The following is a 25,044-nucleotide window of genomic DNA, read 5'->3' as shown; positions in this document are numbered from 1 at the left end:
TAGTATTAATTGTTTAACAGTCTGTTATAATAATTCTTTAAAAAAATATAGCACATATATTCAAATAATCTCTGGCTGGAATCAAACCACCTGTTGATGCTCATATGAATAAAGCTGGGCAGGTTTTCTCTGCTGAGATTCAGTTTTTTTATTTCTCTTTCTCTTTGTGCAAAGGCATCATTCAGTTCTGCGCTTTTCATGTAATTATACAAAGACTTTGAATATGATCTATATTTTGAATATAATGATTTTTTCATATTCTGATCAAATTCCGATTCGAATGCAGATTCCATTTCTTTACAAAAATAAAATTTGTCATTCAGACAAAGATCAAAAGAAGATAGATAGCTGTCTATATTTTTTATAGCTGAAAAAACTCTGTGATCTTCATCTTCATCAAAATATCCCGCAGCAAGGCAATTAATAAAAAAACTGCTGTCATAATAAAATAACAGTTCCGTATCTTCCATGTTGTCTTCACCATACCTTTCAATCTCGCGTTTGTATGTATCTAACTGGATATTCCAGATCGCATGATTTTTCATAAACGGATCAACAGCCTTATAAAAGCTCTGCAAAATCTCAGAAAAGCAGGAATTATCTTTTAAATTTAATCTTAATCTGATATGATAATGCGGATCTGTATATCTGATAAAAAAGAATGACCTGATCAGTCCGCTTGATTTCCAGGCAGATAATAACGGCTCCAATACATCTTTTATTAAAACATCTGAAAAAGGTGAACTGCAATATATTTTGGTATAAAACCATTCCGAACCGGGTATGAAATCCCTCGGAATACCTTCTTTATGCTTTTTTCCCGCAGGTAAACCAAATTGATAAGAACTGCTATTTCTATATGGAATAATCACCTGGTCTGCCGATTTCAGATCTTCCAAAGGCATCAACCATTCTGCCAGGACAACTTTATTTTTTTTGCGGATTTCCTCCAGAAGCAGAATGAGATATGAGTCATTATGAAGATCTAAAAACAATTCGTTGTCACCATCTATCAGCGAAACAAATTGCTGTATCTGAATATCTTCCAGATGATCTTTCAGCGCATTTACAGGTGAGTTTTGTCTTAAAATTTCTGCAACATCTTGTTCTCTAAGAATCCAGCTTGCCCTGTGTAAAATGATTTTTTTATAAACGATTCTCGGGAAAAATCTTTTATGACCAAAATTGTAATCTAAACTAAAGCTTAATCCCGATACATTCTGATATTGCAGTGAGCATAAAAATCTAAAGGCAGGAATTGTGCTGCTGCTGAAATTATATGCATTCGACAGCCTTGGAATAATTCTTTTATCCAGGCTTTTTGATCTTATAATCACCTCATCATTTTCAATAGAAATCATTAAATCGTTTAATAAAATCTGGTTTTCTTCTTTCACAGAACCTTCTGTAAGAAAGCATATTTCATAATCTGAAAATGAATTATTACGCGTAACATTACCTATTTTCCCGGCAGGAATATGGCGAATATCGGCAAAAATGATATCCGGATTATTAATTTTTTCATTATTACGAATATCAAAACACAATTTTTCTATTTCGTGATCCAAATAAGCAAACCTTCCAATAAGAGAAGCATTCGCGCCTCCAATATTCTGGATGAAGAATTGATCCTGATGAAAACTTCCCATTAACGTAATATTTTCAGGAATTTTCTTATTAGCAACAGGATTATTCGGGATATCCGAGTCTTTTATTTCCAATGTGTAAGCCTGTCCGGAGTTTTCTATTTTATCATACAGCCAGTCTGCTCTTGGTTGTTGAGTGATTATTTTACTTTCGCTACTATTATTTTTCTCAGTTTCTGAAAAATAATCATCGTATGGTACATTTCCCAGCGATTTCTCGGCAGGGAATCCTATACCAAATTCATTGTCTAAAACCTTTAGAAGCGGTAATTCCTGATTTTCGTATTTAACTCTGAAAACATTAATAAAATTTTTTATCTGTTTATCAATGCTTGATTCATTATTCGAAATTTTTCCAACAAAATGTATAGCTGACGATATATCAGAAGCGTATGTGTCGAAGAGTTCCTTATATTTTAAATTGTGTTTGTCGCTGTTTATAAAATCTATATGAAAAAAATGTCTGGAAGTAATTTCATGCTGATCCGCAAGATTTTCAAGTTCATTGATTTCTTTCAATGGTAAATAATCCGGTTCCGTACTGTTTATGAGAGAAATACAATCCATTAATTTTTTCATTAAAACTGAATACGGCTTGCCGGCGGAAAAACACTGATCTTCGATGGTACTGATTATTGAATTTAAGCTGTCAAGGCTTTTTACATCTGAAATTTCGCATACCAAAAATCCTGAATCAATCAAATCAACAATGAATTCATTTATTTCTTCGTCTGTAAAGCTGTCAGGAAGAATTGATCTGATTTCTTGCAAAGTAGCATTACCTTTCTGCCCCAGCGTATCATAAATAAGATCTATAAATTCTGTTTTTTCTAATGAGCTAAGCTGATATTCTACCTTATTTTCTTTCTCTGATAAAACGGGTTCTGTAAATCTGTAATTATCTGCTATCTCGTAGGCCGAATTATTAATCTTGTATTTCAGCCACGGTTTTATTTTTTCATCGTTTGCGATTGTATTTTTTAGTTCATCTAAAAATGCCAGATCTATCCTGGCAACACGTCTGCTTTGATGTTGATGTTCTTTATCCAGATCCATGATTCCCAGCCCGGCAAAAGTTCCGTAGGGTGTTGCTCTCGTACTGGCTCTGAGTGCATATTTTTTTAAGGTGCTGAATAGTTTTTCTTCCTTCAATTTTTTTAATGTTCCTGCTTTATATAACTGAATAGTTTCATAAAGATCCGGAGAACTCCAAAAAATGGATGTTGTAAAAAGAGGATTCTCTAATAAATTGTGTACAACCTCATCCAGAGGCTTTGTTTTGTTATTTTCCAAAAAAAGAATATCATAAGAAAAAGAAGGCTTTCTTATGATATATCTCCGATAATTTCTAAATGAATTTTCTTTTAGCATAAATATTTTAATCAGTTCTAAAAAACACTCCCAAAGATGCGATAAAAAATGCTTTTATCACTTAATAAAATTTCTCCTTCGCCCTGCATTACCGGCATTATGGGAATTTCTTTTCGTTCGGAGGTCAATATTTTTTTTCCGGGGAGCTTTACATATGCCTGATGCATTCCATCTATCTCTATGGGCAGTATGGAAGAAATTTTTCCTTCTATAAATCCGTATTCATGGCTTGGAAAGCCGTGTAAGCTGAATTTCACTATTTGTCCTGTCTTTACGTTACCAGACCCTTTTACCGGAAATTTTATTTTAATTTCAGAGCCGGTAGATTCAGGAACTACCCATATGATTTTATCTAACGTGTTTTTTTCATCTGTTCCGTTGGAGAGATAAATTTTACCCGTCATTGGAGTTACTGTGGAGTATTCCTTACCGGTATTTTTATCAATATGTACAAGAAGCGTATCTCCCGGCTTTACCACATCTCCGTTTTTTACTAAAAAATTAAAAATCTGATTGGCATCATCTCTTTTTACGGTAACCTTTCCCGGCTGATTTTCAGATTGTACAATCACTGTAGTCTGAAGTGTCTCGGGATACTTTATAAAAAAAGAGACAAATAATCCCATCATCGCAATGATAAAAAGGCATGTAAGCCCCCAACGTGTGATCCAACTTGGTATAATGCCGACAATTTCTTCCATCTCGGCACTTCTCTCCTCTAATATTTGATCTAATTCTGACATAATTACGCGGCACCAAGTTCTAATTGGTTTTTTACTAATTCAAAATAATATCCTTTATTTTTGGCAAGCTCATTATGATTTCCCTGTTCTACAATTTCGCCGTCTTTCATGACAATAATCTGATCTGCGTGCTTTACCGTACTTAATCTGTGAGCGATTACCACTACCGTTCTGCCTTCATAAAATTCATTAAGGTTTTCCATAATAATTTTTTCATTATTGGCATCCAGTGCACTTGTAGCTTCATCAAAGAATAAATACTTAGGATTTTTATATACAGCTCTCGCAATAAACAGTCTCTGTTTCTGCCCTCCGCTCAGTCCTGAGCCGCTATTTCCTATACGTGTCGTAAATCCTAACGGAAGTTTTGAAATGTATGGATGCAGATTGGCTATTCTCACAGATTCGAAAAGTTTTTCTTCGTCTATTCTTTCTCCTTTCATCGCAATATTTCTGGCTATGGAATCAGAAAAAATGTATCCCTCCTGCATGACAGTTCCTACATTGTTTCTCCAAAGCTGAGCAGAAATATCCTGAAGCGAAACTCCATCCACTGATATATTTCCTTCACTTGGTGCGTAAAATTTAAGAAGCAATTTCAGTAATGTTGTTTTTCCGCTTCCGCTGGCTCCTACGATTGCCGTAATCTTTCCTTTAGGAATAAATAAATTAATATCCTTCAATACCAGAGGGCTTTTGGGAGAACCATACCGAAAAGATAAATTTGAAATTTCGATGCCGGAACCCGTGTTTTCCTTTAATCTTTTGGTGAATAATTCATGGCTTAGGTATAGTGAATCTGAATCGTGTTCAGGACGAATCGGATATTTACTGTCATTAAAACCGATTAAATCTTCATCGCTTTCTTCTTCTTTTCTGTTATGAATTTCATTTAATCTGTCCAGACTTATCTGCGCATCCTGAATGCTTTTTATAAATGAAATAATCTGGGTAAGAGGGCTGTTCATCTGTCCTACGATGTAGGAAATACTCAGCATAACACCCAGTGAAATCTGCTGATTGACAACAAGACTTGCCGCAAGATAACTGATAAAAATATTTTTCAGCTGGGTGAAAAATGTCGCTCCCATTTCCTGATATTGCTCAAGAGAAAGGCTTTTAATGTTTACCCTAAACAGTTTGGCCTGAATTCTCTCCCACTCCCAGCGCCGGCTTTTCTGGCTGTTGTAGAGCTTGATTTCCTGCATACCGGTAATAATTTCGTACAGGCTGTTCTGATTTTCCCTTGATCTTTGGAACCTGTTATAATCGATATTTTTTCTTCTTTTCAGGAAAAGTAATATCCATCCTATTGAAAGCAAGCTTCCTATGGCAAAGACACCTAAAAGCTGCATATTGTAAATTCCCAGAATAAATGAGAATACAAATAAATTGATAATCGAAAAGAGTGTATTTAAGGTAGACCCTGTTAAAAATGTTTCAATTCGGTGATGATCATTTATTCTCTGTGTAATATCGCCGACATTTTTAGATTCAAAAAAATTGACAGGAAGCTTCATCAGTTTTATTAAGAAATTGGAAATTATACTGATGCTTATTCTTGTACTTATGTGCAGTAAGATCCAGTTTCTCAGCATATCTATCGCCACACTTCCCAGAAATAAAAGCAACTGTGAAAATAAAATAAGATGAATAAAGTTTAAATTTTTCCTGTTAATCCCAAAGTCTACCAAACTTTGCGTAAGAAACGGAAAACACATACTGATCAAACTTGCCAGAACCATCCCCAAAACCAGCTGCGCAAAGTATTTTTTGTATGGTTTCAGGTATCCCAGCAAAAAACCAAAACCGCTTTTGTTCTTTTCTATACCTTCTTCATTCCGATAAAAATCAGGTGTAGGTTCTAATAAAAGAGCAACTCCTTTTTTGTTGGCAGTAGAAAGCCAGCATTTTTCGAATACATCCTTTTCTACTCTTACCATTGTGTGACCGGGGTCGGCGATGACAATCTGTTCTTTTTTACGGAAAAGATTCTTTTTTTTGATATCGTAAAGTACAATAAAATGCTCCTGATTCCAATGCAGCACACATGGAAGCGGAACATCATTAGCTAGCTGCTCATAGTCTAGTTTTGCAGTCAGCGTTTTAAATCCTATTTTTTCTGCCGCCTCACTTAGCCCAAGAAGACTTACACCATTCTTAGTAATATAGGAATTGGCTCTTAAATAGTCGAGTGAATATTCTTCTCCGTAGAATGAAGATATCATCCGCAAACAGGTCGGACCACAATCCATGTAGTCCAACTGTTTATAAAATTTATATTTTTTACTAAGAATTGACATTGATGATGGTATTACAAATTAGAGGTAGGCCATTGAGTCAGCACTGTAGGATCAGTTTTTTTACCTCCTGTAATGGCTTCTCCATCTACAGGCTCGATGTCTGTCGGCAATTCTTTAGTAATTCCCAGAAATTTTATTTTCTGCTTGTCTACCAATGTTTTATTATCTTTTGCAGTCTGGTTTTTATTTTTTTTATCTGTATTTTTCATCTCATTAAAGTTTATTAGGCGTTACTATCCGAAAAAAGGTTTTTGATTTTAAGTTCGATATTTTCGATGTGATTTTGGGTGTAGATAGGTGGTTTGTATTCTCTGAAGCCTCCGAAAAAACTATCAGATTCTGCCTGGTCCTGGATATCCAGTTTTTGCTTGCAGCTGTCTATGTTTTTATTTTTAGCTTTCGAAATCTTTAATTTCTGAAACAACTTTTTCATTTTCGTATATTTTTTTGATTAAAGTGAGTATAGATATTGTTCCGGGAAATAATACCTCATTGTTTTTTTCAATGAAATGATCCATTTCTTCCGACTGAACTTCTGAACCGGGTTTTGAGATCAGTTCTAAAAATTCTTTCAGAATAGATTCACCATCAGAAACAGGAACAAACTGGGGAAGAATATTTGATATAAAATCCAGGAAAGATTGCAGATATCTTTTATTTTTCAATTTGTAAAGAATCTTAACCGTGTCGAAAACGATCTGGTAAATCATCGTGCATTTCAACGCAGATTCTTCTGTTTTGTCATCAAACTCAAATTCGGAAAGATATCTTATTCCAACATTTTTTTTAGTGATAATAAACAGTAAGAGCTTGCAGTTCAGCTTAATTCCTTCAGAAAAATAGTTGGTTCTGAAACAAATCCTTGCTATATTCTGATATTGCTGTATCTGAACAAAAACGGGTAAATCTATCTTCGTATTCTCTTTAATTTTCTGATTGGTAACAATTGATTTTAAGGTAAGATAGGCCGCTAATTTTATATTTCCCGTTTTATAATACAAATAGGCTTTTTTGGGATAAAGTGTATCTTTTAAAATCAACTTAAAAGTTTCATCTTTATTTTCCGTAGGAAACAGTTTTTCACCATACTCAAACTGAGAAACGCTTTCTTCAATTTTGTCTTCTTTAATAAAACTGAAAGCTTCGAAAAACGTATTCTCCAGGCTATTGTACAGAGCCATGTCATCCAAAGATCTCTTATTTATAAATTCTCTGGTATAGATACCTGTGAAGAGATCATCATTGATAATAGAGGAAATATTTTTCTGCATAACTTAGCCGGCTATTCTTATCAGTTTCTTCCTTACGATTTCCTTTTTCTGGTTTTCATCAAAATCATAAACACAATAATCTTTGTCTTTATTTTCTAATGCGTGCTGCGAGCAACCTCCATTGCATAAAGGAAGAATGGAGCATGAAAGACAAGGCTTATTTTTAAACTTAATGTTCATTCTTTCTTCGAATTTATCATTCCAGTTTATTTCACCGTTATCTTTTAAAACACCTTCTTTAGAACCTCCGGAAAAATCTCTGGCGGTACATTTAAATACATCTCCGTTGTAATTGATCGTGGCATTATTGATTTTGTCGGCATAGCACGAGTGCTTTACATTGTCCGGAACAGCTCCTTCATGGGCCGCAAATCCAAGTTCTTTTACCTTTCTAATGAGCTCATTTACTCTTTCTGTAGTCTGCGCATCTTCTACAACCTGCCAAACCTTATGAAAGGCAATGGAAGCATAATCTCTCTTTTCCACATCGATCTTTTGAAGATCTTTGTACACTTCTTCGAAATCATCAAGATTGTCATTGGTGAAATTTACTCTTATCCCAACACTGAAGTCATTCTCACAAAGTTTTTTCACATTTTGCATAATCACATCATATGAGCCACGCTTTGCGTTTACATATCTTACAGTATCATGTGATGCTTTATTACCGTCAAGTGTGATCTGAAATCCGTTTACGGTATATGCTTTCAGCTCTTCGATCATTTCGTCTGTGAAAAGGAAGCCATTGGTAGTAAACTGGGTATCGAATTCCACCCCGTATTCTTTACAGATCTTGTCTGCGAAGGCCATAATAGGTGCTATTACTTCTTTGTAGTACATCAAAGGTTCTCCTCCAAACCAGGAAATATGAAAAGTTTTCAACTCCTTTTTTGTAGTAATGATATTGTTGATGAGTAGACAGGTTTTAGTGACAGTCTCGTTGTTCATCTTCGACCCTTTCACGTGAGATTCATAGCAGTACCAGCATTTAAAGTTGCAGTTCATCGTAGGATTTACGATCAGGGAATAATGAGTTTCATCACTGTCGATTTTCTTGCTCAGTGTACGCACCTTATCAACCTCATCGACCTCTTTTTCCACAATAAAACCATTTTTATATAGAGATTGGTAAAAAGTAGGATGATAGCCGGAAAGATCCTGAATATCTTCTTCTGTTCTCAATGCTTTGAAAAGGTCTAATATCGTTGCATCGATGGCTATAAACTTATTACTGAAAGAATTATAAATATAGTTCTTGTTATTATGAAAAATATTGTGATTAAATTGGCTTGTTTTCATAATTAGTTTTTTAGAGAAGTCAGCCTAAAAAAATAGGCTGACTTAAAATTTAAAATTAAGGCTTAGTTGGTACTAGTAGTAGGCTCAGTCGGCTTTACAGAACACTTACATTTGAAGATGTTAATATTGATATCTTCTAATTGTTCTTCTGAAACAGCATCTGAGAAACCTCCAGCTAATTGTCCGGCTTCGTTTTCGTTTACAGCTTCGAATTGTAATGATTTTGATAAGTGCTCAAGAGCCTTGTCGTTTGAGTTGTTTAAATCTTTAGACATTTTAATTTAATTTAATTTATGGTTATTACTTACTCTTTTATACCGGTTTTCAGTTTTCCCCGTGTTGTTGCAACAATATCTTTAGAGCGTGTCTTTTTTAGGACAGCTTTATTATATCTTATTTATATTTGAGAAATTATGGATTTGTTCCTGTGTCAGGATGTACCACACACTTGCATTTAAAAAAGTTTCCGGTAATCTCTCCATCTTCCCGTATAGGTTCTTCCGAAACAGCATCTGAAAAGCCACCTGATAATTGTCCGGATTCATCTTCATTCACTTTTTCGATTTCCATTGGATTATTTATTAATGGACCTCGTTTTTTTGTTTTTTTTAAATTCTTTTCTTTCATGTTGATTTAGTTTTTATGGTTATTAGTTTTTAGCCCTGTATAATATTAAAGTCTTCCTTTTTCATCAGCACTGCTGGATTCGATCCTCTTTGCCTTAAAGCTTTCTCCGCTTTTGAAATTGTAGATCAGAGAAAGTGAAAGTACCCTGGATTGCTCTTTATGACTGATATGAATTTCTGTATCATTAAAGTAGCTCGTCGCTTTATAGTTATTAGTGTAGAAAAGATCACTCACAGATGCCCTCGCCGTAAGCTGATTCTTGAAAAACTTCTTCTGTAATCCCAAATCTACTCCGGCGATACCTTTGGTGACGATATTTCCGGTTACCATCTGTGGTGTATAAAACCCGTTTAATGTAAACGTATATCCTTTTCCTAATGAAATTTCCTGCTCAGACTGCAAGATAAACGATGGTTTTTCTATCAAGAAGTACGGCGATTTTGATACAGTATAGGTTAAGAGTAAATTATTGTTGGTCGTCCACCATTTTGCAATATTTACCGGTGCACTTACTGTAGCCGTCAGCACTTTACTTGTTCCTGCATTAGACTTAATTACCGTCATCAATTCCTGCCCCGGATAATTTTCGATGATCTGAGCGATAATATCGGTGGTATAATTATAGCTTAATGCCGTATAATATTTTCCACTCCACATTCCGCTTACCTCGAACGAATTGGTAAACTGAGGTTTCAGATAAGGATTTCCTGTAGTTACCGAATAATTATCAATATAATATTTATACGGATTCAGATCAAAATAAGAAGGTCTTTTTATTCTTCTGTTATATGAAAATGCTAAAAAGTTATTTCCCTCTGTATCTAAATTTCTCTTCAGGAATAATGACGGAAACCAGTTGAAATAATTTTGAGAAACCTCCCCTTCCTGGCTCCCTGAAAGGTTACCGGATACATCCGACTGTTCCCCTCTGATTCCTAATTTATATTCAATTTTTTTCCATTCACCGCTATAGCTTGCAAAAGCAGCATATATTCTTTCTCTGTATTTAAAATTGAAATTATTTTCAGGAACGTTATACCAGGAGTTTTGAAATATTTCATAACTGTTCTCATTATCGATATCAGTACTTGTTGCCTTAGCTCCGAAACTTAAGTTATTTCCGGATTTAAAATTCCAGTTATATTTCGCATCTGCCGTAAAAATTTTTGCCGTGCTGGGATATGAAAATCTGAACAAAGTATCTCTTACTATCATATTGTTTACATCCAGATCCCTGCTGTCGCTGATGCTGTTTCCTGTTCTTTTGTTGTAGGTATAATCTGTCACGAAACTGAATTTTGAACCCAGTGTATCCGTTTTTATACTGTAATTAAGACCTCCATTGTGATAATTCGTTTTGGACTCCGTAGGAAAGCTTCCTAAAGATCTAAGATTATTACTTGCATTAGGATAAGAAATATAAGAATCTGCAACAGAATTGCTTGAAAAGTTACTGAACTGCCCCGTATATTGCAGACCTATAGATTGCTTATCCGAAAAATCATACGTTGAACCAATTTTTATTCGGTTACTTTTATTTTTCTGAATATCTGTTGAAGATTGTTCATATTTTCCGCCATTAGGAAAATCTCTTTTTTGAGTAAGCTCTTCATAGCTTTTACTATTTGTATAAGAATAACTTGAACTTAAACCAAATTTTCCTTTTTTGTAGTTAATGGCGGCATATGGATTGTAGCTCGGATATTTTCCCAAACCAATTGAATAATCAGTTCCGATATATCCGTTGATTCCCTCTTTGGTATTCTTTTTCAGAATAATATTGATAATTCCGCCGGAACCTTCAGCATCAAATTCTGCCGGAGGATGCGCGATTACTTCAATCGACTGTATTTCGTTTGATCTTAAATTCTGCAGATAATTCTTCAGATCGATACCACTTATGTTCAGCATTTTTCCGTCTACCATTACTCTGGTGCCCCATACACCGTTGATGGAAATTTTACCGTTGTTCACGAAAACTCCCGGAGCAAGTCTGAATAAATCTAAAGAAGATTTTCCTGCAGCAATAGGATTATCAGATACATTCATCACGATCCTGTCGATCTTTCTTACTATGGTAGATTTTGCTCTCTTACTTACTACCACCTCCTGAATATCCGTTACTTTTTCTTTTGGCAATGCTATAGAAACAGAAACTTCAGGATCATTGAAATTATACTGCTGAGAGAAAGGAGCTAAATTTTTATAAGAAGTAACTACTTTATAAGTTCCACTTTCTGGAAACAAAATCTGAAATTTACCATTCTCATCAGCTATTTTTTCGGTAAAAGACTGTGGATCCTTTACATTATAGAATTTTAAAGAAGCAAAAGATAAAGGCTTACCTTCATTATCCGTCACACGCCCTGTTACGGTTGTCTGTCCGTGTAGAAATCCATACCCTAAAAAAAATGCCGCAATAATAAAAACTGATTTTTTCATCGCCATAAAAATTATAACTCAAAAGTATCAGGATAGACCTTTTTAATCAATTTAAATCGACAAGATGTAGCATTTTCACGATAAAAATATAAAATACACCGTTAAGTATTATTATTTACCGTTGAATTTGAAATAAATTATTTTGCTTTTTCTTCTTATCTACGAGCGATTAATAAAAGAAAATTTATAAAATTTGAAGATAATATAAATATTTATAAATAAAAAGAGACAATATCGCATAAAAGCAATATTGTCTCTTTTTGACCCCGAGGCTATTTTTGAATACTTTCGTAGAAGATTTAAAACTCTCATCAATACCTATTAAAAGGTATTGCTTAAGTTTATTTTATTTCTACAGGAACTGAGATTTTGTCCCAATCCATTGTGAATCCATTTTTGTTTATTTTATAAACTAAATTTTCCTGTCTTGCTTGTAAAGCTTTTGTTTTTACATCAACACGTAAAGCATCTTTTGCCTCTTCGTATTTATAGGCGCCCCATTGTTTTGCCTCTTTGTTAAAAATCGCAGTCCAGGTTCCGCTTTCTTTAGGGATTAAGAAAAAGCTGTATTTACCTGCAGGAAGTTTTTTACCCTGCACAGTAATGTCCTTATCCGTTTCAAAAGTAGTGGCTTCATTGGCACCCGCACGCCAAACTTTATCATAAGCTTCCAGACCACCCCAGATGGTACGCCCTTTAACAGAAGGACTGCTATAGGCAATTGTAATGGTTGCATCTTTAATTTTTCCCGTAGCAGTAGCCGGCGGGCTGGCAGGTTTTTTAGCTTCCTGGGCAAAGGCATTTACTGAAATCGTCATTGCAGCAAAAAGCATGGTGGCAGATTTAATCATTGTTTTCATAATATTTTTATTTGTCTGTTTGTTATTTGTTTACGAATTTACTGCTTTCGGCTTATAAAACAGCAACCCGATAGCAGAAAATATAATTACCGCCGCTGCCCCGATGACGTTAAGCCAAAGGAAAGAAACGATATCAAACTGATAAACGGCAATAACCGCAATTTCAGATAAAATTGCAGAAATAAATACATTGGACCCTGTAATTTTTTTATAATAAAATGCAACCAGAAAAATCCCCAATATCGGGCCGTAGAAAAGTGAACCCAATACATTAACCGCTTCAATAAGCGAACCCATTTGAGTAGCAAACATGGCTACACCGATTGAGAAGATCCCCCAGGCTAAAGTGTGTAGGCGGCTATACTTGAGTTCGGTTACATCATCAGGAATTTCTTTTTTAAATAGTAAATGAACATCCTTTAATGAGCAGGCAGCGAGGGAATTCAGCGCTGCCGAAATGGAACCCCAGCTGGCCAGAAAAATGACGGCAAACAGTAAACCGATCATCCCGACAGGCAGAGTATTCTTTACGAAATACAGAAAAATGTAATTCGTATCCGTTTTTTCCGCATTATAGTTTGAATGATTGATCGCTTCCTCTACCCTGCCGTGAAGCGCTTTTACCTGGGTTTGTGTGCTTTTAAAATCCTGAATTGTTTTATTAAGTCGGGGAGATTGAATTTCCTTCAGCTTTAAAATTTCTTTCGATTCTGCATTAAATTTTGTCTGCAAATTCTGATGCTCTTTTTCAAATACTGCAGCCTGTTCCGGTTTTGTTTCCTTTAAATATTGGTAAGAGCGTTCGTTAAAATAAATAGGAGCCGGTTTTAGAGAAAAGAAAGCGAAAAGCAAAGCACCAATCAGAAGAATGGCAAATTGCATTGGGATTTTAACCAATCCGTTCAGCAGCAAGCCCATCTTTGCATTGGTATTGTCTTTCGCTGTAATGTACCTCCCAACCTGACTCTGGTCAGTCCCGAAGTAAGAAAGTGCCAGAAAAAAACCGCCAATCAGCCCGCTCCAGATATTGTATTTATCCTTCCAGTCGAATTCTGTGGTGATTACATTGAGCTTTCCTGATTTCCCCGCCAGATAAAGTGCATCCTTAAAACCAATTCCATTCGGCATATTCTGAATAAGTAAATACCCCGCAAATGCCATGGTTCCCAGAATAATGAGAAACTGCAATTTTTGGGTGTGCGCAATCGCTTTTGCTCCGCCAACATAGGTATAAATCAACAGAATTCCACCTGTCAAAACATTCGTCAAATAAATATTCCAGTTTAAAACGCTTGATAAGATGATACTTGGAGCGTAAATGCTGATTCCTGTTGATAAGCCTCTGGAAAAAAGAAAAAGCAGTGAAGTGAGTACCCTTGTTTTTTTATCAAAACGGTTTTCCAGATATTCATAGGCGGTGTACACATTTAAACGCTGAAAAATCGGGATGAAAGTGATACAGATAACGATCATCGCCAATGGCAAACCAAAGTAATACTGAACGAAACGCATACCATCCGTATAAGCCTGACCCGGTGCCGAAAGAAAAGTAATGGCACTTGCCTGTGTCGCCATAATACCGATCAACACAATGTACCAGGGCATTTTATTATCTGCTTTCAGGTAGGATTCGTTGCTTTTTTGTCCACGACCGATGAATACGCCATAAACAACCACAGCAACCAATGTAAAAATAAGAACTGTCCAATCTATAGTACTCATGCCCAGAATTTAGTAAACACATAATAAAATGTAATCTGAAGCACCAATGCAGCTGCTAATAATATATACCAGGTATTCCAGTTTTTAAGTTGTTTGTTCATCAGTTTTTTTGTGCAGATAAAAAGTTTAAAAATAAACGTCCCGCACCGACATTTCCCGCAGGCAACTGTCTGAAAAACGACAATGGTGTATAAATAAAATTACCCTTCCCGTATTTGGCATATAAAGTTGATCCCTGCAAAGGCTCTTCACCGGTATCGTGCATTTCAAAAAGCGGTTCATACGCTGCATCCCATTGATCAGGGAAATAGGCGCCACGCTCCTGTACCCAACCGTTAAAATCATCCGCAGTAATTTTATTCGGAAAGTTCAGTAATTTATGATTGGGATTTAAAAATTTAACCTCAGCGTTTTCTTCGGTAACCCTCTTATTGGCAATACTGAAACTATACATTCCCAATTGGTCAACGGTGGTATCCTGATTGGTGTTATACTGCATCACCAAATTACCTCCGGCTTTTACATAAGACCATAAAAAAGGCATCCAGCGACCCAGCTTTTTCTCTGTATTATTGGCACGCACCCCCAGTACGATGGCATCATATTGTGACAGCTTGTTTTGACTGCCGTTTCCGGCGGATTCATCGATGTTGCCATAAAAATCTTCGTCTTTCAAGACATCTACCTGAATACCTGCAATACGCAGGAACTCAGGAATGAAATCGCCCGCACCTTCTATGTAACCCACTTTTTTAACCTTCGCCTGAATATCGCCTTTCATCACAATTACCGTTGCAGGCGCAAAATATTGTAAGGAGGGTAAATGCGGATACTGGATCAATACCTGTTTTTTATTGTAAGCTACTCCATCTGCAACAAAATTGGCTTCCAACTGCAAACGAGAGGAGTTAATTAAGGCAAGCTTATTTTTTGGAATAACATAATCAAAGGTAAAATCTTTCCCATTGATAAAACTTACATCAGCACCGCCTAATCGTTCTCCATTATACATCAGGCTCATCTTACCATTGCTGAACTGTTTGTTGGCATTGACCTTAACATTTAGACTCAAATGTAGGTCTTCATTTTCTTTAACCAGATAAAGTGGTTGTGTAAATTTCAGTTCCAAGGCTGGAACAATGCGCAGTGCTTCGACAACATCACCACGCACCGGGTCTAATTTCTTGAAAGATAAAGGAAGTTTAACCTGAAACTTTTCTGAACCGATTTTTAAACCAACCAAAACATTCAGGGGTGATTCTGCCTCAGGCAAACCGATTAAAGTATCATTGGGAACAGAGAAAGTTGCCGCGTCCTTGGCTGGTTTTACCAACCAGTAAGGTTCTGTGAGTGCTGCATCAGCAGGAATCTGAATTTTATGTTCAATTGTAATTAAAGAATCTTTTGATAGCTTTCTATTAAAATCTTCAGACTTACTCACCCATTTTACATTTTCCAGAACGACAGGATTTTCAGCTCTTGAAATGAGGTTTAACCTGAAATTGTAGTTATCTCCGGCAACAGCTTCAGCCTGATTGGTCACTACCTCGCCCATGAATCCGGCACAGCTTAAAATGATGTTGTCGAGAGATTTAATTTTATCATTTTTTAAATCTGAATCTTTCAGTTCCATTATTTTTTTTCGCAAAGCAAGTAAATCAGGTAAGCTGAGATCAGGATGATTGAAATTAAAAGCGGAAACAATTTTATCTAATGCCTGGTCAATATCAGCGTTACCTTTTGCGGTCCAGGCTTTAGCTACTCCATCAAAAAGCGTTGTTTTCGCCGGCTCGCCAAGAACGTGGCTGAAATATTCCGTTTTAATGCCGGCTACAGACTGTGTTCCTGCACCCTGGCTTTTATGTAAACTTCTGCTTAATCCTGCCAATTCACCATAGCCCATACCCAGTTGCGCATCATATTGCCCAACCGTGATTTTCAGTTGGTTTTCAGCAGTCGTATTGACCCCGCCAAAACGGAAAGTATTCCACAATAAGCGTTTTGGCTGCCATATATTAACATATTTTAGTTGATTTGGAAAAGCCGTTTTATCGCCTGCCAGCTTAAAAGCTTTTTCAGCAACTACAGCCGAAGCCGCATGTTGTCCGTGGCCTGCCGCAGCAGTAGGCGGAAAACGACAAATGATAATATCAGGTCGGAATGTACGGATTACCCAAACTACATCCGCTGTAATGATATCTGTATCCCATTGTTTAAAGGTGTCGGTCGTATTTTTAGAGAACCCAAAATCGATCGCCCGGGTAAAAAACTGTTGGGCACCGTCTAACTTTCTTGCTTCTAAAAGTTCATGCGTTCTGATTAAACCCAGTGCAGCACCTTGCTCTGTACCCAATAAATTCTGTCCTCCATCGCCTCTGGTTAAAGATAAATAGCCTGTTTCTACATTTTGGTCGTTGATTAACCAGGAGAGTAATCCTGTATTTTCATCGTCGGGATGAGCCGCAAGGTATAAAACTTTAGGCAGGTACTTAAGGGTTTTGAGTTCGCGGTAAATTTCAGATGATTTTGAGGGCCGAACCTGTTGGGCCGGGCAAAAAACCGTAAAAAAAACAAGGATAAATACAATGATTACTTTTTTGAACATTTGAATTTGCTTTGCGAGGCAAATATAAGTAAATCGTTTTTCTTTCAACCTTAAAAGGAACTTTCTGAAAAAGCGACTTTTTATCTTTAGAATTATGAAGTCATTTAACTTATATAAAGGCTTGACTATAGAAAATGAACAGAACCAAAAAAGCTTTAAAATCAATGATTTTAAAGCTTTTTCTTTTAACAGTGACGCGGAGGTGCATTTTTCGAACACTTTTATAGAAGATTTGAATAAACTTGCAGAACTTTCGAAAATAATATATTGAAGTACTTAGTACCAAACTACAACTTATTATGACTCAAAAATAAATTTTTGACAGGTAGTTAATAGCCAATGTTGTATACCACTTATAATATTTAAACAGAAACCGTTATTTCGCTCCACTGACTTGAATTACTCAATACTTAATCTGACAGTTACAATCAAATTGAATAACTTTAAAACAGATTAAGTATTGACTAATTCACTTTAATCATTCATGAAACACTTCTTAAGTTAGAGCCTAAATCAGTACACTTTTGCTGACGATTTACAAAAAAAATGACTCTTGACACATTGCCTTGTTTTTTACTCAGGGCACTGTCGGGACACTTGCGTTAAATAAAACATTTTTTTTTAAATATTAATGTGGCTTAGTGGGCATATAACTTCATTCACCTTTGTACGGCTATACATTCAATTTCTATACTGGCATTTTTAGGGAGTGATACAACCTGGATCGTACTTCTCGCCGGAAAATTATTATTAAAATATTTACTGTAGATTCTATTTACTGTTTCAAATTGCCTTATATCTGTTATAAAAATAGTTGTCTTGGTGATATGTTTTAAATCAGAATGATTATTTTCAAGAATGATCTTTAAGTTTTCAAAAATCTGAACGGTCTGCTCTTCAATTCCCTTTTTCAGATCGTTGCTTTTTGGATCCAGCCCTATCTGACCCGAAATAAATATCAGGTTTCCATAGCTCGTTGAATGGCTATAGGGTCCTATTGACTTTGGCAAATTGGAATGATTTATTATTATGATGTCCTTTTTTATACTGCAAGAGGCCAATAATAATAAAAACAGGAATATTATAGTTTTATTCATGACGGTATTAATAAAAAAGAGGTTAGTTTTTGTCAACCAACCTCTTTTAATTTTTATTTATTTTTTAATGAAATTGAATAGTTCAGTGTTGAATTTTTCCAGTTCTTCGATGAAGAGCGCATGACCGCTTTTTTCAAATGGAACCAATGTTGAGTTTTTAAGTAAAATGTTCATCTGCTCGGCAAGATCATAAGAACAAATTTTATCCTGTTTTCCGTGAAGTATCAATGTAGGAATTGTAATTTTTTTCAGGTCACCACGCAAATCACTGTCACGTAATGTTTTTAGTGCCTCTGCCATTGCATAAGGTGAAGCCTGAGCCTGAATATTTCCCAACCAAGCGCCATGTCCGGGAGATACGCTGCTTTCGTTGGCCGGAAATATCTTACCGAATGTAGCGAATAGTTTGGGGCGGTTAGTATTGTTTAGATCGATCAATCCATTCACATCTTCCTTTGTCCAGAAGCTATAGTTAAAATCATCAAGTTTTGTCCAGGTTGGTGCCGCAGCTCCGAAAAGAGCCATTTTTGAAACGTGCGCTGCATTATATTTAGCTACATAATGAATCACGGTTGCGCCACCCATGGAGAACCCACCTATTGTCGCGTTCTCTATTTTTAATTTGTCCAGTACAACTTTGATATCATCCGCAAAAACATCATAATTATATTTTCCGGCTGGTTTATCAGAGAGGCCAAATCCTCTTAATGTGATGCCGATCACCCTGTACCCTTTCTGTATGAGATATGCATACTGGTATTCATACATCGCATCACTCAACGGCCAACCGTGGATCAGAACAATGGACTGGCCTTCACCAAGATCCGTTATATGCAGACGGACATTTTTTTCTACTTCGATATATTCTTCGCGACCGAATGATGCCGGAGTTCTTTTAGTTTGTGCGAATAACGAGCTTGAAATTGAGATAATGAACAGTGCGAATGCTAAGATTAAATTTTTCATAATTTTTGATATTGTTATTGTTATTGTTATTTTGATATGGCAAAGTTGGCCCAATTTCAACCGGTTTACAATGGACGGTTTCCCCCTTGGATTGCACTTTTTTCTCTTCTTACGTAAAAGACTAAGTTTTTTGGGATAAGTATAGATTTAGAACTGTTATCTTGAACATTTTATATATAAAAAAAGCACAATCTGTCGATTGTGCTTTCTGATTCGGGTGAAATATCCTTACTTGAACTGTTTCCTAAAAGTAATGGGTGAAATTCCTGTATTTTTTGTAAAAAAACGGATAAAATATGCATCATCCTCGTAATGTAGACTATAGGCAATTTCTTTCACGGTCATAGATGTATGAGCCAAAAGCCGCTTACTCTCTAGTATAATTCGGTTTTTAATAATTTCGTTTGGAGTCTCTTTGCTGACCAGCCCTATTTTTTTACTTAAGTTTTTCGGAGTAATGAAGAGCAGATCTGCATAATCAGCGACTGTATGAAGTTTTTTATAATGCATTTCGACCAGTTTACTGAATTTTCTTAAAAACTGTACATCTTCCTGCTGCTCAATATCGGCCAATTGATGCTGCTGTTTCCAGATCCTTGTAGATTTTAAAATGATCATTTTTACGAGTATCCTCAACATTTCCTCGGTTGTTGAATCTTCATCATTCATTTCTGTTTTGATTTCCGTAATGATCCTTTGAATTTCAGCTGACTGTTCAGTGTTCAAATTAATAAAAGGAATTTCAAAGACATTATTGTATAAAATGCCGTCACAGGCCACTTCCTTATCATGAATCTCTATGCAGTAAAAATCTTTGTTAAAATGCATCAGCTGGCCGCTGACGGTCTCACATGGTTTTAAGACAACATTGGGATTAATAAATAGCAGAGCGTCGGTTTTTAATTCAATTTCCTCAAAATCAACCTGAATAATTGCATTTTCAGGGATGAAAAGGATTTTGATATGTCCTTCTATTGAGCTCAGCAAATGATCATGTAAGGAAGATCTGCTGAATTCTACGTTGCCAAATTGTTTATAAGAAAATTCTTTGATCATTGTAAGGGCTTAAAGTGGTATTATTTTACTATTTTTTGCTTATTCTTTAAATTTTAGCAGGGGTTGATCTTTTTTAACAATATACGTTGCCAGCTCTGAAGCCTTACCTTTTCCGATATTCTTTGCAGAATGATACTTTCTGGCCGGAACAAAAAGCACTTCACCAGCCTTGAGAATAACAGGTTCTTCTCCTTCTATCTGGTATTCAAAAACACCTTCCAGCACATAGATCACCTCCTCTCCAGGATGTTCGTGCATTCCGACCGCTGCACCCTCTTGTAGCTCAATACGTGCCTGGATAGTTTCATACCCTTCTGCTTCAATGGTATGTCTTTGAAGGTCAATTCGCTTAACGCTTGTTTGTTGCGCATGGGCTAAAGTAGAGAATGTTGTGAATAATCCGATTGTTAAAATTAAATTTTTCATAATCTTGTAATTAAATTTGAAGTTGTTATTTGTTATTAATTGATATTACAAAACTGATCTAATTTTAACCGCTCTACAATGGATAATCTCCCCTTTGCGCTGCACTTTTGTCTTTATTTAGTTACTTACTTGTTATACTACTATTTCAATTATCATTTGAAATATGAATTAAGAAGCTTTTTTGTATCTATTCTGGCGAGATCAAGAATGTAAAAGATAAACTACTTTAACAATTTTACAATATTCATCTTATAAATTTTGCCAATTGGAATTTGGTAATTTAAAATAAATATAATATTTCCTTCAACACTATTAATCTGCTTTGGAGCAACTGCAAATGATTTATGAACTTGCACAAAATCGTTTTTAGGCAATTGTTCTAAAAAAGCAGAGAATTTTTCACGAATGGTAATGGTTTCAGTCGTGGTTATTATTTTGGTGTAGTTGCCTGTTGCTTCGATGTATAAAATGTTTTCTGTTTCCAGTTGAATGTGTTTTTTATTGCTTTGAACAAAGATTCGGTTTGGAACGTTATTTTTTTCAGAAGGAACAGTCTTTTGACCTACCGAACTAATCGATTTATTTACAGCTTTTAAAAACCGTTCAAAACCAAAAGGTTTTAGCAGGTAATCCGAAATGTTGTGTTCATATCCTTCCAGAGCGAATTCCTGATAAGCAGTTGTTACGATTATCTTGGGTGGGTTTTGCAAGGTTTTCAGAAATTCAAACCCTTTTAAAACAGGCATATTCAAATCCAAAAAAATTAAATCCACTTCATTTTTGTTCAGGTATTCAAAAGCTTCCAAAGCATCATAACAGTTTTTCATCAACTGCATATTTGGTATCAAATCGCAATATCCTTTAATGATATCGTGGGCAATATGTTCATCATCGATGATTAAATAGCTTATCATAATTGTTTTAAAATTAGTTGAGCTTTATAAATATTTTCATTTACCGAAAAAGTCAATTCGTGTTGATTGGGATAAATTAATTCTAATCTTCTTTTCAGATTTTTTAAGCCAATCCCGAATTGATTTTTAGTTTTTTCAAAATTGTTTTCAATGGCGAAACAGATTTCGTTTTGTGAAGTTATCAAACTCATTTTTATATATGCATTCTCTCTCAAATTTTCAACTCCGTGCTTAAAAGCATTTTCTAAAAGGATGATAAACAACAAGGGAGCAACTTTTCGGTTTTCATCAATATTACAATAAAAATCAACGCTTATCAGTTTATGGTAACGCATTTTGTGGAGTTCGACATAGTTTTTCAAAAAATCAATTTCTTCCTGAATCTTTACTGTTTCTTTTTCGCCTTCATAAATGCTGTAACGCATCATATCTGAAAGTTTCAGTATCAATTCTTGTGCTTTTTTGGGGTCTTTTGCCACCAAACCATATAAATTATTGAGCGTATTGAAAAAGAAATGCGGACTGACTTGGCTTTTCAAAAGCATCAATTCGGCTATCATTTTTTCGTTTTTCAGTTTGGTGATAAAAATAATTTCCCGAACTAACCAAACTACACCCAAACAAAAAAGCAAAACGTAGTAGCAAATTACAATGATGGCAACTTTCGGGTGGTAATTTCCTAAAAATACGACGGATTTGTTTTCCGTAAAGATTACTTCATAAGCCGTAATCATTACAGGAACAACTGCTATTGCCAATAATGCAATCACAATCCATTTTATATTTCTTTTCAGAGCCATCATACTGCAATATTACGATTATAAACAAGCCTCTGCAAGCGTGTTGACAAACGACAGCCAAAGCTTTTTGAAATGATGAAAATGAGTGATGAAAACACTTTGAACTTATGCAAATACTGTTTATGTATTTACAGAGGTTGTTTGTCACAATTGTCTTTGAAACGGAACAAGCATTAATAGGTTTACAGAAATTAATTGAAAAATGAAAAAGAGATTTTTGAGATATGCAAAACATATCATTATCACATTTGTAGTAATAGGAGTTATTGCTGTTTCATTCGGATTGTATCACGGAGCCAGTTTTCGGTATGCAGAAAATCCTGAAATGATGAATTGGGACAAAGACGGTCCTTATGTTTTAACTAAAAATGATAGCATTGTTAGTGTAAATTACATCAGGGGAAATCAGAATGATGGGTTCTATTTAGACCAAAAAGAGTATCCTTTGGATTCAAAAATCTCAACCTATTGCTATTTTCCATTAGATTCAACACGATTTGAATTTACCTTAAATAACAAAATCGCAATTCCTAAAAATACCTATAACGACAATTCTAAAATTTTAGCTATTTCTGATATTGAAAGCGGTTTTAAAACTTTTCGTGATTTTTTGATTACCAATAAAGTCGTTGACAATAAGCTAAATTGGACATTTGGAAATGGGCATCTTGTTTTACTCGGAGATTTTGTAGATAGAGATTTTTCAACTACGCAAGTACTTTGGTTTATTTACAAACTGGAGCAAGAAGCAAAAGAAAAAGGCGGAAATGTTCATTACATTTTGGGAAACCACGAATTGAAAAATATGCAGGGAAATTTTGAAAATACTTCGCTCAAATATTATCACGTTGCGTCTATTTTAAAAAAGCAACAAACCGAATTGTATAGTACCAATTCATTTCTTGGAAGATGGATGTCGAGCAAAAATTCAATTGAAAAAATTAACAAAATTCTATTTGCACATGGCGGAATACATCCAGATTTAGCAAGTTACGAAACAAATTTGGACGAAATCAATCAAATTATCCGTAGCAATTATTATAAGCCTTACTATCCGAATCCGCAGAAAAATTTGGAGCAATTGTTAATTTCTTCTCACAAAGGAATTGCATGGTACAGAGGCTATTTTAAAGATAAGTTGACCCAGGAAGAAGTAGAACGAGGATTAAATAAATTCAGTGCAAAATCAATCGTTGTTGGGCATACACTACAATCAAAAGTCAATAGAAAATACAAGGAAAAAGTAATAGGAATTGATGTAAAACACCCAAAAGATTACTCTAAAAGTCTTCCCAACCAAAAATCAGAAGGTCTGTTGATTGAAGGAAGTAAATATTACAGAGTTTTGCATAATGGAGAAAAGAAAGAGATATAGAATGAACTTTTTTATATTAAATCACCAAAAGCACTATTTAATCTAAATGTGCTTGCATTGCAGGTGTTTTTGTTATTGGCATTGATTTATCTTGGACCAGTTAAACCTTAAAATGAGTTTCCGTTGCATTCGTAGCACGCAACGGAAACTAAACTACTACCCATTTTTTTATTTAATGGTTTCTAATTTCTGAATCATTGCTTTTGCCGATTCTGAATTTGGGTCTAGCGCTAAAGCTTTCCTGTACGATTTTAATGCATTTTCTTTATCGCCGTTTATAAAATAAGCTTCACCTAAACTATCCCAAGTATTAGAGTTGTCTGGAAATAATTTTACGTTTTCCTGAAATACGATTATCGCATTATCAACGGATTTCCCTTTCAAAAAGGCGTAACCAATTTTATTCAAAAAATCATTCTTATTGCTCTTAACAGTTTTATTAATGGCGTCTATATAAGCATATACAAAGGCTTCTTTTTCATTTGTTTCAATATTTGGCTGTACACCTTTTCCTTCCCAGTTTGTTTTTGTTATCGGATGAATAGACTTGATATACGGAACCGAAATTGTAAACTTGTCGTTCAGATTAATTCGTTTGGTTCGGTTGGCACCGCCTTTAGTAATTTCGCCCACTATAACAGCTTTATCTAAATGTTTTAAAGTATAGGCAAATGCCTCAGCCGCAGAAAATGTTTGCTTGCTCGTTAAAATGTAAATTGGCTTGTTGGCACTTCGTTTACCGGCTACTTTTGCAAAAGAATAAAGCTGAGTTTTCGTATCTGTTTTTCTTTCATAAAAATCGCTTAATAAAACTGGTGTTTCATCAAAGAAATAACTTGATAATAATTGCATCATACTTGGAACACCTCCCCCATTTGTACGCAAATCAATAATAATTGCATTGGTATTGCTTAAAAAATTCATCGTAGCTGTCGCAGTTTCTTCGGCATATTTTATATCTGTAAATGTGCGTAAATTCAAATAACCAATATTTCCATCTAATATTTTTGCTTCCGTAAATCCATAATTAATTTCTGTCATTTGCATCGCCATTTTTTTCTCCGCTTCTAATTTCTTTTCTTCCGAAACAACACGCTTTTCTTGAGCAATACGCTCTGGTTCAAATCGAACTTTAAGGTGCAAGTCTTTACTTACACTTTGCAAATCTTCGGTTAGTTTTTTAGAAAATTCAGTTGAATTGATGACTTTGTCATACGTATTTGATTTTAAATTTTTATCCAGCGCAGTTATCATTTTCTTTGATAAATCTAAATCGATATAGGATTCCGCAAGATGCGTTTTTATTGAAGTTATAATCTCACGTTTTTCTTTTGTTTGCAATGAGTTTTTTTCTTGTGCTACTACATTTTGTAGGGTTACCGATAGCATTAATAGCGTCATTTTAAAATAGCCTCTCATAATATTTTAATGTTTAAATTTTGAGCAAACATATAGGTAAACGAAAACGATGTAAAGTATTTATCATAAACACATTAACAATCATCACAGACAATTGATTGG

21 protein-coding genes are annotated in these 25,044 nt (G+C 35.0%); 1 reads left to right on the top strand and 20 read right to left on the bottom strand.

The features are described 5' to 3' along the window. Positions 1 to 5: 5 nt before the first annotated feature. From ACWNCI_RS02870 to ACWNCI_RS02780, 19 genes are all read right to left on the bottom strand, one after another. Positions 6 to 3,017: a lantibiotic dehydratase gene (locus ACWNCI_RS02870; RefSeq protein ID WP_449387115.1), complete on the bottom strand. Its 3,012-nt coding sequence runs from the start codon at positions 3,015 to 3,017 to the stop codon at positions 6 to 8. 17 nt (positions 3,018 to 3,034) lie between these two features. Next, a complete protein-coding gene (locus ACWNCI_RS02865) occupies positions 3,035 to 3,760 on the bottom strand; it encodes a hypothetical protein (protein WP_346985617.1) in 726 nt (241 codons plus the stop codon). Positions 3,761 to 3,762: 2 nt separating this feature from the next. Then, positions 3,763 to 6,063: a peptidase domain-containing ABC transporter gene (locus ACWNCI_RS02860; protein ID WP_449387114.1), complete on the bottom strand. Its 2,301-nt coding sequence runs from the start codon at positions 6,061 to 6,063 to the stop codon at positions 3,763 to 3,765. 11 nt (positions 6,064 to 6,074) lie between these two features. After that, positions 6,075 to 6,272 carry a hypothetical protein gene (locus ACWNCI_RS02855; RefSeq protein ID WP_449387113.1) on the bottom strand — a complete coding sequence of 66 codons (198 nt, stop codon included), beginning with the start codon at positions 6,270 to 6,272 and terminating at the stop codon, positions 6,075 to 6,077. Positions 6,273 to 6,286: 14 nt separating this feature from the next. Beyond that, positions 6,287 to 6,496 (bottom strand): hypothetical protein, encoded by a 210-nt coding sequence (locus ACWNCI_RS02850; protein ID WP_346985620.1) that lies wholly within the window; start codon positions 6,494 to 6,496, stop codon positions 6,287 to 6,289. After that, positions 6,456 to 7,334, bottom strand: a complete 879-nt coding sequence (locus tag ACWNCI_RS02845) for a hypothetical protein (protein ID WP_449387112.1) — start codon at positions 7,332 to 7,334, stop codon at positions 6,456 to 6,458. The genes ACWNCI_RS02850 and ACWNCI_RS02845 overlap by 41 nt, the downstream gene beginning before the upstream one ends. Before the next feature lie 3 nt (positions 7,335 to 7,337). Next, on the bottom strand, positions 7,338 to 8,633 hold the full coding sequence (locus ACWNCI_RS02840) for a radical SAM protein (RefSeq protein WP_449387111.1): 1,296 nt from the start codon (positions 8,631 to 8,633) through the stop codon (positions 7,338 to 7,340). Positions 8,634 to 8,695: 62 nt separating this feature from the next. After that, positions 8,696 to 8,908: a hypothetical protein gene (locus ACWNCI_RS02835; protein ID WP_346985623.1), complete on the bottom strand. Its 213-nt coding sequence runs from the start codon at positions 8,906 to 8,908 to the stop codon at positions 8,696 to 8,698. A 136-nt stretch (positions 8,909 to 9,044) separates the two neighbouring features. After that, positions 9,045 to 9,260 carry a hypothetical protein gene (locus ACWNCI_RS02830; protein WP_346985624.1) on the bottom strand — a complete coding sequence of 72 codons (216 nt, stop codon included), beginning with the start codon at positions 9,258 to 9,260 and terminating at the stop codon, positions 9,045 to 9,047. 45 nt (positions 9,261 to 9,305) lie between these two features. After that, positions 9,306 to 11,702: an outer membrane beta-barrel protein gene (locus ACWNCI_RS02825; RefSeq protein WP_449387110.1), complete on the bottom strand. Its 2,397-nt coding sequence runs from the start codon at positions 11,700 to 11,702 to the stop codon at positions 9,306 to 9,308. A 341-nt stretch (positions 11,703 to 12,043) separates the two neighbouring features. Beyond that, positions 12,044 to 12,562, bottom strand: a complete 519-nt coding sequence (locus ACWNCI_RS02820) for a DUF2911 domain-containing protein (protein WP_346985627.1) — start codon at positions 12,560 to 12,562, stop codon at positions 12,044 to 12,046. Positions 12,563 to 12,592: 30 nt separating this feature from the next. Then, positions 12,593 to 14,284 (bottom strand): sodium:solute symporter, encoded by a 1,692-nt coding sequence (locus tag ACWNCI_RS02815; RefSeq protein WP_449387109.1) that lies wholly within the window; start codon positions 14,282 to 14,284, stop codon positions 12,593 to 12,595. A gap of 100 nt (positions 14,285 to 14,384) precedes the next feature. Continuing rightward, positions 14,385 to 16,889, bottom strand: a complete 2,505-nt coding sequence (locus ACWNCI_RS02810; RefSeq protein ID WP_449387108.1) for a PIG-L family deacetylase — start codon at positions 16,887 to 16,889, stop codon at positions 14,385 to 14,387. Between the two features lie 659 nt (positions 16,890 to 17,548). Further along, on the bottom strand, positions 17,549 to 17,986 hold the full coding sequence (locus ACWNCI_RS02805; RefSeq protein WP_449387107.1) for a Rid family detoxifying hydrolase: 438 nt from the start codon (positions 17,984 to 17,986) through the stop codon (positions 17,549 to 17,551). A gap of 57 nt (positions 17,987 to 18,043) precedes the next feature. After that, the gene (locus ACWNCI_RS02800; protein WP_449387106.1) at positions 18,044 to 18,952 is read right to left on the bottom strand and encodes an alpha/beta fold hydrolase; all 909 of its coding nucleotides are present in this window, start codon (positions 18,950 to 18,952) and stop codon (positions 18,044 to 18,046) included. A gap of 228 nt (positions 18,953 to 19,180) precedes the next feature. Beyond that, positions 19,181 to 20,008 (bottom strand): helix-turn-helix domain-containing protein, encoded by an 828-nt coding sequence (locus tag ACWNCI_RS02795; RefSeq protein WP_449387105.1) that lies wholly within the window; start codon positions 20,006 to 20,008, stop codon positions 19,181 to 19,183. Positions 20,009 to 20,047: 39 nt separating this feature from the next. Further along, on the bottom strand, positions 20,048 to 20,434 hold the full coding sequence (locus tag ACWNCI_RS02790; protein WP_449387104.1) for a cupin domain-containing protein: 387 nt from the start codon (positions 20,432 to 20,434) through the stop codon (positions 20,048 to 20,050). 221 nt (positions 20,435 to 20,655) lie between these two features. Next, positions 20,656 to 21,348 carry a LytR/AlgR family response regulator transcription factor gene (locus ACWNCI_RS02785; RefSeq protein ID WP_449387103.1) on the bottom strand — a complete coding sequence of 231 codons (693 nt, stop codon included), beginning with the start codon at positions 21,346 to 21,348 and terminating at the stop codon, positions 20,656 to 20,658. After that, positions 21,345 to 22,151: a sensor histidine kinase gene (locus ACWNCI_RS02780; protein ID WP_449387102.1), complete on the bottom strand. Its 807-nt coding sequence runs from the start codon at positions 22,149 to 22,151 to the stop codon at positions 21,345 to 21,347. The genes ACWNCI_RS02785 and ACWNCI_RS02780 overlap by 4 nt, the downstream gene beginning before the upstream one ends. A 199-nt stretch (positions 22,152 to 22,350) precedes the next feature. On the opposite strand from ACWNCI_RS02780, the gene ACWNCI_RS02775 reads away from it, so the two are divergent. Then, positions 22,351 to 23,523: a metallophosphoesterase gene (locus ACWNCI_RS02775; protein ID WP_449387101.1), complete on the top strand. Its 1,173-nt coding sequence runs from the start codon at positions 22,351 to 22,353 to the stop codon at positions 23,521 to 23,523. A gap of 168 nt (positions 23,524 to 23,691) precedes the next feature. Here the strand turns inward: ACWNCI_RS02775 and ACWNCI_RS02770 are convergent, their stop codons facing one another. Continuing rightward, complete coding sequence (locus ACWNCI_RS02770; RefSeq protein WP_449387100.1) at positions 23,692 to 24,942, bottom strand: S41 family peptidase; 1,251 nt, start codon at positions 24,940 to 24,942, stop codon at positions 23,692 to 23,694. Positions 24,943 to 25,044: the final 102 nt, after the last annotated feature.

The organism is Chryseobacterium lineare (assembly GCF_977014045.1).
The sequence above is the reverse complement of the archived record's forward strand: the minus strand, read 5'-3'. Positions and strand labels throughout refer to the sequence as shown.

Coding starts and splice junctions, on each gene's coding strand:
- ACWNCI_RS02870 (WP_449387115.1), bottom strand. CDS start 3,017: ATGCTAAAAGAAAATTCATTTAGAAATTATCGGAGATATATCATAAGA.
- ACWNCI_RS02865 (WP_346985617.1), bottom strand. CDS start 3,760: ATGTCAGAATTAGATCAAATATTAGAGGAGAGAAGTGCCGAGATGGAA.
- ACWNCI_RS02860 (WP_449387114.1), bottom strand. CDS start 6,063: ATGTCAATTCTTAGTAAAAAATATAAATTTTATAAACAGTTGGACTAC.
- ACWNCI_RS02855 (WP_449387113.1), bottom strand. CDS start 6,272: ATGAAAAATACAGATAAAAAAAATAAAAACCAGACTGCAAAAGATAAT.
- ACWNCI_RS02850 (WP_346985620.1), bottom strand. CDS start 6,496: ATGAAAAAGTTGTTTCAGAAATTAAAGATTTCGAAAGCTAAAAATAAA.
- ACWNCI_RS02845 (WP_449387112.1), bottom strand. CDS start 7,334: ATGCAGAAAAATATTTCCTCTATTATCAATGATGATCTCTTCACAGGT.
- ACWNCI_RS02840 (WP_449387111.1), bottom strand. CDS start 8,633: ATGAAAACAAGCCAATTTAATCACAATATTTTTCATAATAACAAGAAC.
- ACWNCI_RS02835 (WP_346985623.1), bottom strand. CDS start 8,908: ATGTCTAAAGATTTAAACAACTCAAACGACAAGGCTCTTGAGCACTTA.
- ACWNCI_RS02830 (WP_346985624.1), bottom strand. CDS start 9,260: ATGAAAGAAAAGAATTTAAAAAAAACAAAAAAACGAGGTCCATTAATA.
- ACWNCI_RS02825 (WP_449387110.1), bottom strand. CDS start 11,702: ATGAAAAAATCAGTTTTTATTATTGCGGCATTTTTTTTAGGGTATGGA.
- ACWNCI_RS02820 (WP_346985627.1), bottom strand. CDS start 12,562: ATGAAAACAATGATTAAATCTGCCACCATGCTTTTTGCTGCAATGACG.
- ACWNCI_RS02815 (WP_449387109.1), bottom strand. CDS start 14,284: ATGAGTACTATAGATTGGACAGTTCTTATTTTTACATTGGTTGCTGTG.
- ACWNCI_RS02810 (WP_449387108.1), bottom strand. CDS start 16,889: ATGTTCAAAAAAGTAATCATTGTATTTATCCTTGTTTTTTTTACGGTT.
- ACWNCI_RS02805 (WP_449387107.1), bottom strand. CDS start 17,986: ATGAATAAAACTATAATATTCCTGTTTTTATTATTATTGGCCTCTTGC.
- ACWNCI_RS02800 (WP_449387106.1), bottom strand. CDS start 18,952: ATGAAAAATTTAATCTTAGCATTCGCACTGTTCATTATCTCAATTTCA.
- ACWNCI_RS02795 (WP_449387105.1), bottom strand. CDS start 20,008: ATGATCAAAGAATTTTCTTATAAACAATTTGGCAACGTAGAATTCAGC.
- ACWNCI_RS02790 (WP_449387104.1), bottom strand. CDS start 20,434: ATGAAAAATTTAATTTTAACAATCGGATTATTCACAACATTCTCTACT.
- ACWNCI_RS02785 (WP_449387103.1), bottom strand. CDS start 21,348: ATGATAAGCTATTTAATCATCGATGATGAACATATTGCCCACGATATC.
- ACWNCI_RS02780 (WP_449387102.1), bottom strand. CDS start 22,151: ATGATGGCTCTGAAAAGAAATATAAAATGGATTGTGATTGCATTATTG.
- ACWNCI_RS02775 (WP_449387101.1), top strand. CDS start 22,351: ATGAAAAAGAGATTTTTGAGATATGCAAAACATATCATTATCACATTT.
- ACWNCI_RS02770 (WP_449387100.1), bottom strand. CDS start 24,942: ATGAGAGGCTATTTTAAAATGACGCTATTAATGCTATCGGTAACCCTA.